This window comes from uncultured Sphingorhabdus sp., assembly GCF_937872355.1.
Lineage (GTDB): Bacteria > Pseudomonadota > Alphaproteobacteria > Sphingomonadales > Sphingomonadaceae > Sphingorhabdus_B.
In genome coordinates, this window is the sequence record NZ_CALMSV010000175.1 from 1 (window position 1) to 11,516 (window position 11,516).

Below are 11,516 nucleotides of genomic sequence, written 5' to 3' on the forward strand. Positions count from 1 at the left end.
TCGTGCCGACGATGGCGCGGCGGGCGAAGCGGTTGATCTGACGCTTCAGACGTTCGTCGTCCTGCAGGGTTGCACCCAATTTGGTCAAGGCTTCGCCAAAGCTTCCGGCCAGCGCAGCGTCCGGATTGCGCGCGGCCTTCAGCAAAGCATCGCGACCTTGACCCCACAACCCATCAATCCATTTGGCGAAAGCCGGGTTTTTCAAAAGTTCCTGCTTCCAATGATTGACCTTGGCCTGCAATTCCTTGTCGTGACGCAAACCATGCGCGAGTTTTTCCAGCCCTTCCTCGCCCTTTTCGCGCAAGGGATGGTCGGGGTCTTCAGCCATATCACTAAGCAGTTTTTCAAGGCCGCTGACAATCGCATTGGCTAAGCGGTCATCGAGCCCAGTCCAGCGCATGATCGTGCCAGCGCGCTCCTCGACCATGGCACGGATGATATGCTCGTTGGCTTCGAGTGTCTTGGCGGCCCATGCGATGATGCCATCGAGCACGGGTAAATGCCGTCGTTCCTTGATCATCGCTGCCAGCAACTGTCCGAGCAGCGGCGCAATGTCCAGCTTTTCAAGCTGGGTACGTACCGCGCCTTTGGCAATGCCGCCCAGCCGTTCGTCATCGAGCGATTCGACAATGTCTCCGAGCAGCCGTGAGGCCCCCATCCGCATCCGGCCTTCGCCGGACCCAGGTGTCGTCAGGAAACGCCCCATTGCGCCTGCCACGTCCATCGTCTGCACTTTGCGCGCGACAATGCCAGTGCGCAGAAAATTGGTGCGCAGGAAACCCGCCAACGTTCTGCCTAGGCGTTCCTTGTTGTTCGGGATGATCGCCGTATGCGGGATCGGAATGCCAAGCGGATGGCGGAACAAAGCGGTTACCGCAAACCAGTCTGCCAGACCGCCCACCATGCCAGCCTCGGCAAAGGCAGTTAAAAAGCCCCAGTGTGGATGCACATTGCGCTCGAGATGGATGCCAGCGACAAACAGCAGCGCCATCAGGATGAGCAACGCCGTAGCGATACGACGCATCTTGCGCAGTTCGTCATCGCGCCAAATATAGCGCTCCCGTTCTGCCTGATTGAGCTGGCTGACCGATTTTACCATTCAAGCAAACGTTTAGCGTGCTTATCGGGCAAAGTCACTCGGCCGGCTGCAAACCGGGGGACAGGCCTGTGGAAGGTCCACCGGACTTTGACCTACTTTCCGGATCGTCGGCATCATCGCCAGGTTTGAAAGTCAGCAGACGATCACGCAGCCACGGCCCCGCACGCTTCTCCAGACCATCGGCCAGACTGAAACCCGCCGGGACGATCAACAGCGTCAGCACCGTTGAAACGATCAAGCCGCCTATCACCACGGTTCCCATCGGTGCACGCCATTGGCCATCGCCACCGAGCGACAGTGCCGTTGGTATCATGCCTGCGGTCATTGCGACCGTGGTCATTACAATCGGCTGGGCGCGCTTGTGCCCGGCCTCCATGATTGCCTGGAATTTGGGGGCGCCACGTTCCATCTCTTCGATTGCAAAGTCGATTAGCAGAATCGAGTTTTTCGCGACGATTCCGAAAAGCATCAACACGCCGATGAACACGGGCATCGAAATCGGTTGACCGACGATTGCAAGGGCCAACATCCCGCCCAGAGGCGCCAACAGCAGCGATCCCATGTTCACAAGCGGCGACATGAAACGCCGATAGAGCAGTACCAGCACGGCGAACACCAGCAGCGTCCCTGAAATAAGCGCGATACCAAAGTCGCGCTGCATTTCCTGTTCCCATTCCTGGCTGCCAAAAGGTGCACGAGACACGCCGGTGGGCAGGTTCTTCATCACAGGAAGGTTGTTGATCTTGGCGTCGGCATCAGACGAGATAATTCCTGGCGCGAAATCGGCGCCAACGAAGATACGGAAATTCTGGTTGCGGCGCTGGATAGTAGTCGGCCCCGCGCCAAAGCTAATTTCGGCAACGCGCTCCAGTGGAACCGAGCCACCACTCGCCGTTGGCACTGGCAAGTTGCGAATATTAGCAAGGTTCTGGCGCGATTCCTTGGCCAGCATCACGCGGATTGGAATCTGCCGGTCAGACAGCGAGAATTTGGCGCTGTTCTGATCTATGTCGCCCAAGGTCGCGATGCGAATGGCCTGGCTGAGCGCAACAGTGGTAACGCCCAGTTGTGATGCCAGATCAAGCCGTGGTTTGATAATAAGCTCGGGGCGCTGCAGATCGGCTGCGATGCGCGGTGCACGCAGTTCCTTGAGCGTCTTCATTTCCTCGACAAGCGTTTGCGCTGTCCGGTCAAGTTGTGCAGGATCGGAACCCGAAAGCATCACGGATACGTCGCGACCAGAACCGCCACCGCCGGGACCGAATGTCAAAAACGATACACGTGCGTCCGCAATCTTCGACAAAACTGGCGTTAATGCCTCTTCGAATTCCTGACTGGTGCGATCACGTTCTTCGTGCAGCGTTATAAAAATGTTCCCGCTACCTTCACCCACACGTTGCAATGCGGTTTTTACTTCAGGTTCCTTCCTGACAATCGCAACGACCTCATCGGAAACCGCTTTGGTCCGTTCGAGCGTAGTGCCGGGAACCATTTCAATACGGATTCGCGTGAAATCCTGATTGCCATCTGGGAAGAATTGTTTCGGAAGAACTGCCATCAGCAGCACCGTCAGCGCCAATGCGAGAACACCTATTCCCATCATCCAGCGACGATGACCTAGCGACCAGCGCAAAATCTTCATGTAGCGGTCCATCAGCGGACCTTCGCCATGTTCGGCAATGCCGCCGGATTTCAAAAAATAGGCAGCGATCATCGGTGTGATCATACGTGCGACGGCAAGGCTCATCAGCACCGAAGCGACGACGGTCAGACCGAAATTCTTGAAGAACTGTCCGGCAACACCGGGCATCAAACCAACGGGTAAAAACACTGCCACGATTGAGAAGGTTGTCGCCACAACCGCAAGGCCAATCTCGTCCGCCGCATCAATCGACGCCTGATAGGCAGATTTGCCCATGCGCATATGCCGCACGATATTTTCGATTTCCACAATCGCATCATCGACCAGCACACCCGCAACCAAACCCAGTGCCAAGAGCGACATGGTGTTCAAAGTGAAGCCCATGAGGTCGAGGAACCAGAATGTCGGAATTGCGCTCAACGGAATGGCAATTGCCGAAATGATGGTTGCGCGCCAATCGCGAAGGAACAGGAACACAACGACGATCGCGAGCAATGCGCCTTCGATCATTGCAGCCATCGAACTTTTATATTGGGCCTTGGTGTAGGCGACGCTGTTGAACAGCGGCGTAAATTTTATGCCCGGATTTTCCTTGGCAATTTTTTCCATTTCAATGGTGGCATTGTCGAACACGGTCACGTCGGAAGCGCCCTTTGCGCGCGACATGCCGAAAGTGACAACTTGGCGCCCGCTTTCGAAGGCCATAGAGCGCTGCTCGCTATAGCCATCTGTTACCTCTGCAACATCTGCGAGCTTAACCGACCGTCCGCCACCAAGACTGATATTTCGCTGGCTAAGTTCATAGGCGTTGGTGGCATTGCCCAGAATGCGAACCGACTGGCGCGATCCTGCAATTTCCGATTGCCCGCCTGCGGCGTTCAGATTCTGCTGCCGCAAAACCGAGTTGATCTGGCTTGCGGTAACACCAAGCGACTGCATTTTGGCAGGATCGAGAATAACGCGGATCTCCCGATTTACGCCGCCATTACGGCTAACCGATGCCATGCCTTCAACCGCCAGAAGGCGCCGCGAAACGGTGTCATCGACAAACCAGCTCAACTGTTCGAGCGTCATGTCCGAAGCTTCAACCGCAAAATAGGCAATCGGATCGCTTGAGGTTGCTACCTTGAAAACCTGCGGTTCCAATATGCCATCCGGCAGATCGCCGCGAATTTGGTCCACCGCGTTTTTTACTTCGCTGACAGCCGCGTTGATATCGTCACCGATTTCAAATTCAGCGCTGACAGAAGTGTTACCTTCCGAGGCCGAGGCATCAATGTTGCGCACGCCCTGAACGCTGCGGATCGCAGATTCGACCTTTTGGGTGATTTGCGTTGTAATCTCTACCGGTGAGGCACCGGGTTGGGAAATGGCAACGACGACGACCGGGAATTCAATATCGGGGTCATTCTGCACATCCATGCGCGAGAAGGACATGATTCCCGCAAGTGTCAGGGCAATGAACAGGACAATCGGTACGACTGGGTTGCGTATCGACCATGCCGATATGTTGCGGAAGTTCATTTAGCTTTACCCTGCGACGCGGACTTGACGAGTTTGGGGGTGACGGTTTCATCCGGATTCAGGAAGCCGCCCGCATAGAGAACGACCCGTTCGGTGCCATCCAGCCCTTCGCTGATTGCTATGCCCTCTTGGGTGACGATGCCGGTTTTTACCGGGCGCCGCTGAACCTTGTTCTGTGCTGTGACGATATACACAAAGCTGCCGTCGCGATCATTTTGGATTGCTGACTCTGGCAAAATCGCGGCAGTAACTGCCCCTGCCTTGATTTCCACCGAGGCAAAACCGCCCGGCTTGAGCGCGCGATCAAATGGCAGGGCAATGCGGGCAATACCCTGACGGGATTGGGCGTTGATAGTAGGCGAAATTTGCCAAATCGTGCCAGTAAACTGACGATCGCTGCCAACAGGCGTGACAGTTGCCGGAACGCCAACTGCGATACCAGCCAGTTCGGCTTCACCAAGTTGTGCCTGCAATTCCAGTTCGCCGCCCTTCGCCATGCGGAAAAGAACTCCGCTGCCTTGGGTTACGGTCTGCCCGGGTTCTACATTGCGTTCTAGAACAAATCCGCCAACTGGCGCCCGAATGTCAAGACGAGCGGTTCGTGCGCGCAACTCTCTTAGTTGCGCTTCCGCGATGCCCACACGTGCCCTTGCACTGTCGCGGGTTGCAGTTTTCCGATCGACATCGGCCTTCGAGATGAAGCCGCGATTGACCAACTGCATCGCACGATCCAATTCGTTCTGCGCGAGTTGTAGGTCGGCACGTGCAGCATTTATCTGCGCTTCCTGACCAATAATCTGTTGCGACTGGACAGAACGCTCAATGCTCGCAAGAACCTGTCCCTGCTGGACCCAGTCACCTGCATCGACAAATACTTGGGATACTTGGCCGCCTTCACCGACAACGCCCACCGGGATTTCACGGCGGGCCGCCAATGTTCCGGTAGCCGAAATCGAGCGCGCAATCGTATCCCGCCCAGGAGCAATTACCGAAACGGTCTGTGCCTGACCTTGTTTGTCGGCCCCGGCTGCGGCACCGCCTTCGGAACCAGTGCCGCCAAAAAAGAAATAGGCAGCTGCCAGAGCGGCCAACACGGCCAAAACGGCAACGATCCACATATTTCTTTTACGCCGACGTTGGGCAGCGCCATCCGGATCGAGAAGGTCGGTGTCACTGGTTATACTGGTTTCGAAATTCATGGTAGTGTCCATTCGGGTGACCCCGCGGGGAGATTGTTGTAACTATTGACGGGTGTATTATTGTAATAAATCACCGGGTGCAAGTCGGGATTATGTCGGTACTGGTCGACAAATACGGCCAAACTCCGCTGAAAACATCCAAAAAGGAACTTCTGCGACTATTTTCGACAAACGACGTCAAGAGATAGAAAACAAAAAGGAAAAGGTCGGAGCGCTCCCGCCCCGACCTTCAAAAATTCAAGTCGTCAGACTTAGCGGACTTTGCCGCGCTGTATAAGGTTCAGGATACCCAGCACGATTATCGCGCCGACCAAAGCCACAAGAAGGCCAGTCAACGAAAACTCCTTCACGCTGCCGACGATTCCGAACTGGTTTGCGATAAGGTTGCCAACAACCGATCCCACACAGCCAGCAACAACGTTCCAGACTATTCCCATGGAAGCGTCACGGTTCATTACTTTGCTGGCGAGCCAGCCTGCAATGCCACCGACGATGATTGCAATAATCCAACCCATAGATTGTCCTCCTGCTCTAAAAAGGCATTTTCCTGCCTTCACGCAGCATATCGCCTGACCATAGGAACGCAAATACTGATTTAGCCGACTAAAACAGTTTACACAGGGCAACAAAAAAGCCCGGGAATACCGGGCTTTTTTGCGCGATCACTTTAGGCCGCGTCAGTATTTTTGCTGGCGCTCATACAGATCTCGGTAATGCTGGATCCGAGTCACCCGCAATCCCGGCATTCCCGAACGATCAATGGCGCGTTGCCATGAAGCAAATTCCTCCAGTGTCAGCCCATAGCGCTCGCAAACCTCGCTAACCGACAAGAGACCGCCGTTAACAGCTGCGACCACTTCCGCCTTGCGACGGACTACCCATCGGGTGGTCTCTGGAGGCGGCAAACTGTCTATGGTAAGCGGCTCGCCGAGCGGGCCAATTACCTGTGCAGGCCGGATTTTCTGGTTTTCAATCATGCTATCCTCAATTTTCCATGCCCCGCAAAGCCGCCGGTTGTCCCGGCGAACTCTCAGTAAATAGATAGGGTTTTCCATTCGCTAAAGCGTCAGGGTAAATGTTTGCGTCGATTTTGTTTACTTTGGTTGGCCCGAACAATTCCGACGGCAAAAACGCGCCAGACGCCGCCTGTCTTTGCGAACCTTTAGGCGCTGCAAAGAAGCGCATCCGCTCGCTAATCGGATCGTTCGACACAAGGATGCCGTCCGGACCTGTTGCAGCAAATTGCGTGGTTATGCTCGCCATCTGGCGTGTCACAGCAGCAGCAACGAGTTCGGCAAATTTACCGCCTCGGTGCGGCTGCAATTGCCGACGCTTCGGATGGGGAAAGTTCATGTCCATGTCGATGCATTTACACCAACACACATAACGTCTGGTAAATTGGCCATTCACACGGCATTAGGTGAGGTTAACAGTAATTATCATTTAGGCGCCCCAGCTGTACCGAAACGAGAATTTTCGTCCGGCCAAGGGTTGTAGTGCGCTAAAACGACATAATCTTGGAACAATGGATAAGAATTTTTCCCTTCCCGATTTCCAGTTGGGTCAGAATCTGGCTGGCAAGCGAATCGTGGTCGCGATGTCGGGTGGAGTCGATTCGTCGGTCGTTGCTGCGCTTGCCGCGCGATCCGGCGCCGAGACAATCGGCGTCACGCTGCAGCTCTATGATCATGGCAGTGCGGTGAAGCGGGCCGGGAGCTGTTGCGCCGGTCAGGATATTAGAGATGCTCGCGCCGTCGCCGACCGTCTGAGAATCATGCACTATGTTTTCGATCATGAAAGCCGGTTCCGCGATTCGGTGATCGACCATTTCGCAGATGAATATATGCGTGGCCGCACCCCCATTCCGTGCGTGCGTTGCAATATGGGTGTGAAATTCACAGACCTGTTTCGTCTTGCCAAGGAGTTGGGTGCGGATTGTCTGGCGACCGGCCATTATGTCCGCCGTATCGAGGGTGCGTCAGGCCCAGAGCTACACCGCGCGCTCGATCCCGCCCGAGACCAAAGTTATTTCCTGTTTGCAACTACCGGGGAGCAACTAGATTTCTTACGCTTCCCATTGGGCGGTATGCCCAAGCCTGCGGTGCGTGAAATCGCTCAGGAAATGGGTTTGGTCGTCGCCAACAAGCCAGACAGCCAGGATATCTGCTTTGTACCTGAAGGGGACTATGCAGCGGTAGTCCGCAAAATTCGTCCCGAAGCGGACAGTGATGGTCCCATCGTCGATATGGAAGGTCGCGAACTAGGGCGGCACAAAGGGCTGATTCATTATACGGTGGGGCAGAGGCGCGGGCTCGAAATCGGTGGACTTTCGGAGCCGCTCTATGTCGTCCGGCTTGATCCGCAAACGCAGGCGGTCGTTGTCGGGCCAAAGCGCGCCTTGGCTGTCAGTGCGGCACGCATCGTCGAACCCAACTGGCTTGCGGATGTCCAAGGACGCCAGGTGATGGCTAAGGTGCGTTCGCTCGCCAGGCCCGTCCCGGCAAAGATGGACGGCGAATGGTTGCGCTTTGCGTCAGACGAATATGGCGTGGCGCCGGGGCAGGCCGCTGTGCGGTATGAAGGCGATAGAGTGCTGGGCGGCGGCTGGATTGAGGAAACGGCAGGCGCGTTGCTAAGCGCCGCTGCTTAGTCGAGCGCGTCGATTTCGCTTTGGTTCAACTGAATACAGCCAAATTCTCCGCGTCGTTCGGCTACAGCCTTGGCAAGCAAAGGAACTGACGCGGTTACCCGTTTGTTGTCCGGATCGTCGCTGGCGGAGACCAGCCCCATTCCGGGTTCGAAATCCTTCTCACACGATGCCAACGGCCGACCTTCGATATAGCGGCATGAGCAGGCGATATGTGCGCCATAGGATGCGCCAAGTTTGGCCTGCGCCTTAATGTGGGCAAAGTTGAAGACGAGCCAGAGGGCAACCAACGCACCAATGGTCGTCGCACCAAATTTGATTTTCTTAGCCAGCGGCCAGCCATCTTTTGTCGGTGGCTTTGAAGTTGCGGTTGCCATGGCTTGCCTTCCTGGTGCATTCATCCGCACCATGCCTAGATACAAATTGCCTCTTGGTGCAACCGCCATTTCATTGCTGCTCGCAAGTTGCGGCGGTGAAGCCGAGCCTAAGCCTGCGGACACTTTACCGGCGATTGAAAATATTGCCGATGATGCTGCACCCGGGAAGGCACGTCTTGCTTCGCCCATCGCACCTTTTTTCGAGGATCCAGCGCTGGAGGCTACCCGCGCGATCGTCGTCATGCATGGCGGCCGGGTGATCGCTGAACGGTATGCGCCCGGTTACGGACCAGATAGTCGCCTGATCAGTTGGTCTATGGCCAAAAGCGTGACGGCCACACTTATTGGCATGATGGTGGCTGATGGTTTGTTGGTGCTTGACGATCCTGCACCGGTACCCGAATGGGCCAGCCCCGGCGATCCGCGGGCCAAGATTACCTTGCGCCATTTGCTGCATATGTCGTCGGGGCTCGATCATACTGAAATGGCAGAAGGCGAAAAAGCCATCTACGAGGCTGATACAACCCGCCTGCTGTTCCTCGACGGTCGTGAAAATGTCGCGCGTTATGCGGAAAAGCGCAATCTAGAGGCCAAGCCGGGCAGCAAGTTCGAATATTCCACAGCGACCAGCCACATATTGGCCGACATCATGACGCGGACATTGACCGATAGCAGCGATCCTGTTGTCCGGCGTAACGCAATGCTTGAATATGCGCGCGGACGGTTGTTCGAGCCGTTGGGCATGACCAGCGCGGTTCCCGAATTTGACCGCAGCGGTACGATGCTTGGTGGCAGCATGATCCATGCTACCGCGCGTGACTGGGCAAAATTCGGCGAATTCCTGCGCAACAATGGATCGGTTCGCTCGGCACAATTGCTGCCAACCAGCTGGACTCGATTCATGAAGACGTCGAGCGCGAACGATCCGGCCTATGGCGGGCATGTGTGGCTCAACAAAAGGCGACCAGAGGGAAGGGATCAGGTGCTATTCCCCGGAAAGGCGCCATCGGATGTATTCGCGGCGCTAGGCCATCTCGGCCAGTTCATTGTCGTTTCGCCGCAACATCGGCTGACGATCGTTCGTCTTGGCAAGACGCAAGACGATCAACTCGATCCGATCAATGATCAGATCGCGAAGCTGATAGCAATCTTTCCGAAAAGCTAGGCTTTGGCGACCGGTGCGTCGTCACCCAGATCTTCGAACCATGCTTCGACCGGGCCTTTGAGGGTCAACTGCATTGGGCGGCCGTGGCGGTCACGGCTCTTGCCAGCGGAAACCTTTATCCAGCCTTCGGAAATGCAATATTCCTCAACCGTTGTCTTCTGCTCGCCCTTGAAGCGTATACCGATGCCGCGCGAAAGCGCGTCCTGATCGAAATATTCGCTGAAGGGGTGGATCGAAAGGCGGTCGGGCGGAAGATTGTTGCTGTCAGTCATGGGCAGCGCCTTTGCCGCAAAGCCGCGCTGATGGCAATGGTTTAGCCGCTACTGTTCGCCGCCGGAATGATCCACATGATCGACAGCAGAACAATTGCCAAGAACAGCGAAATGCCGAGGACATAGCGCACACCATGTTCCTTCACGCCGCCGCTGGCTTCAGTTTCTGTCAATTCGTCATGATCTTCGAAACGCTCCATGGACAGACTCCTTCCCGAAACTGTCAACCAGAAGAACCTGACCTATGTAGCAGGGTTTTGGATTTTTTGCGAATCACTCTCAATACGCCATATTACAAGGCGTTAGGATCATAGAATTCAGCGATCAGGATCTGGATGTCGCGCGCAGGTTCGAAGTTGGATTTGCGGACTTCGAAGCGAGTCGGGCTGATTTTCTTCACCCCATCCATGCAGAAACTGACCAGATTTTCGGGCTTTTCCTTGTCAACGACAAGCCGGAAATCCTTGATTGGCCCTTTCCAGTTTGCGCCCGACTTCAATACATAGTCCAGCCAATGCTCGGTATAGGCGACGCCATATTCGTCGCCGCGTGCTTTGGCTTTGGCACGCTCAGCATATATGCGTTTGTCAAAGCCTTTGAGGAAGGCATTGTCGATACAGTAGGCGGCCTGATACTCGTTAAAATACTCGCTGTCCTTGCGATATTCGGGCGACAGCATTCCGCCGACGCTCCCGCCCGCAATGGGCTTATAGCTATGTTCGACGGTGATGGTCTTGCCTGCAGGGAAGAGCTGTTTGCGTGTTACATGCGCCTGAATCTGCCAGTTGGGCGCATAATAATCGCTGTCCGGTTCCTTGCGGAGCAAGCCATCGGCGACCAGTGAGTCTTTTTCGGCCTGAGTCAGCTTGTCGACATATTTTTCGCTAAATTCATAATCATCCCAATGTTTTATTGGCCATCCTAGCGTCTTCAGGCGCGCCTCTACGCCTTTGGCATCGGGTTTTCCCGCTAATATTACCACCTCGTAATAACCCAGCGTTGCCGGCTTCCCGTCGACCAACGTTTTGAACTCCAGTTGCTCGCGCCAGTCGGAAAAGGACGGGGCGTCTATGTATCCTTCTATCCCGTTCGGTAAAGGTGGAAGGGGAAAGCTGACTAGTGTCTCGACATCCTTGTCGCTGCTGTTGGTGAAACGGTACTTCACCGTCACCAATTGGCGCGAAAGAAAAAGGTCTTCGCTGTCCATGCTGATTGCAGCATTTTGCGTCAGTTCGAGACCGCCCAGTCCAATGGCGGCGCTACTATCGTTGGCGAAGGACGGGGCCGCGGCGGCACCCAAAGCGAGCAAGGCGATAAATTTCTTCATGTTATGGCTATGCCATGCCAAGGGCAGGCGATGAAAGCCGGAAATTACGACGCGATAATCTTGGGCGCTGGCGGGGCGGGGCGGATGGCGCCCGCGACGGCGGGGGCAACACGGGGGCGCGGGGCGGGGAGGCGGGCCGGTCGCAGGGGGCGCGCTTGCTGGCCCTGGATGGGCACGACGACGGCTGGCGGCTGCCATCCGGGGCGGCGATTGAATGGCTGCGGCAGGGCAGACAGCGGGGCCGCGTCGGCCGCCAGGGTGGTT

12 protein-coding genes are annotated in these 11,516 nt (G+C 55.9%); 2 read left to right on the top strand and 10 right to left on the bottom strand.

Annotated elements, in window-relative coordinates; translation table 11 throughout:
* The 6 genes from Q0239_RS11510 to Q0239_RS11535 form a co-directional block, all read right to left on the bottom strand.
* The coding region (locus Q0239_RS11510; RefSeq protein WP_298602905.1) for a DUF445 domain-containing protein at window positions 1–1,024 on the bottom strand (1,024 nt) is incomplete at its 3' end.
* A 109-nt stretch (window positions 1,025–1,133) separates the two neighbouring features.
* The gene (locus Q0239_RS11515) at window positions 1,134–4,265 is read right to left on the bottom strand and encodes an efflux RND transporter permease subunit (protein ID WP_298602875.1); all 3,132 of its coding nucleotides are present in this window, start codon (window positions 4,263–4,265) and stop codon (window positions 1,134–1,136) included.
* Entirely contained in the window at window positions 4,262–5,464 is a 1,203-nt protein-coding gene (locus tag Q0239_RS11520) for an efflux RND transporter periplasmic adaptor subunit (RefSeq protein ID WP_298602878.1), read from the bottom strand. Before Q0239_RS11520 ends, Q0239_RS11515 begins: the two co-directional genes overlap by 4 nt.
* A gap of 251 nt (window positions 5,465–5,715) precedes the next feature.
* On the bottom strand, window positions 5,716–5,979 hold the full coding sequence (locus tag Q0239_RS11525) for a GlsB/YeaQ/YmgE family stress response membrane protein (protein ID WP_298602881.1): 264 nt from the start codon (window positions 5,977–5,979) through the stop codon (window positions 5,716–5,718).
* A gap of 162 nt (window positions 5,980–6,141) precedes the next feature.
* Window positions 6,142–6,441: a DUF1153 domain-containing protein gene (locus Q0239_RS11530; RefSeq protein WP_298602884.1), complete on the bottom strand. Its 300-nt coding sequence runs from the start codon at window positions 6,439–6,441 to the stop codon at window positions 6,142–6,144.
* A gap of 7 nt (window positions 6,442–6,448) precedes the next feature.
* Window positions 6,449–6,823, bottom strand: coding sequence for a hypothetical protein (locus Q0239_RS11535; RefSeq protein ID WP_298602886.1), 375 nt, complete (start codon window positions 6,821–6,823; stop codon window positions 6,449–6,451).
* A 166-nt stretch (window positions 6,824–6,989) separates the two neighbouring features.
* Between Q0239_RS11535 and mnmA the strand changes: the two genes are divergently transcribed.
* Window positions 6,990–8,114 carry a tRNA 2-thiouridine(34) synthase MnmA gene (mnmA, locus tag Q0239_RS11540; protein ID WP_298602888.1) on the top strand — a complete coding sequence of 375 codons (1,125 nt, stop codon included), beginning with the start codon at window positions 6,990–6,992 and terminating at the stop codon, window positions 8,112–8,114.
* Here mnmA and Q0239_RS11545 read toward each other — a convergent pair.
* Window positions 8,111–8,488 carry a hypothetical protein gene (locus tag Q0239_RS11545; protein ID WP_298602890.1) on the bottom strand — a complete coding sequence of 126 codons (378 nt, stop codon included), beginning with the start codon at window positions 8,486–8,488 and terminating at the stop codon, window positions 8,111–8,113. The genes mnmA and Q0239_RS11545 overlap by 4 nt on opposite strands.
* A 31-nt stretch (window positions 8,489–8,519) precedes the next feature.
* Here Q0239_RS11545 and Q0239_RS11550 point away from each other — a divergent pair, with 31 nt between their 5' ends.
* On the top strand, window positions 8,520–9,653 hold the full coding sequence (locus Q0239_RS11550) for a serine hydrolase (RefSeq protein ID WP_298602893.1): 1,134 nt from the start codon (window positions 8,520–8,522) through the stop codon (window positions 9,651–9,653).
* On the opposite strand, the gene Q0239_RS11555 is transcribed toward Q0239_RS11550, so the two are convergent.
* From Q0239_RS11555 to Q0239_RS11565, 3 genes are all read right to left on the bottom strand, one after another.
* Window positions 9,650–9,925 (bottom strand): DUF3297 family protein, encoded by a 276-nt coding sequence (locus Q0239_RS11555; protein WP_298602896.1) that lies wholly within the window; start codon window positions 9,923–9,925, stop codon window positions 9,650–9,652. The two genes, Q0239_RS11550 and Q0239_RS11555, sit on opposite strands and share 4 nt — an antisense overlap.
* 41 nt (window positions 9,926–9,966) lie before the next feature.
* Window positions 9,967–10,125 carry a hypothetical protein gene (locus Q0239_RS11560; protein ID WP_298602899.1) on the bottom strand — a complete coding sequence of 53 codons (159 nt, stop codon included), beginning with the start codon at window positions 10,123–10,125 and terminating at the stop codon, window positions 9,967–9,969.
* A gap of 92 nt (window positions 10,126–10,217) precedes the next feature.
* On the bottom strand, window positions 10,218–11,252 hold the full coding sequence (locus tag Q0239_RS11565) for a DUF4424 family protein (RefSeq protein WP_298602901.1): 1,035 nt from the start codon (window positions 11,250–11,252) through the stop codon (window positions 10,218–10,220).
* Window positions 11,253–11,516 lie beyond the last annotated feature (264 nt).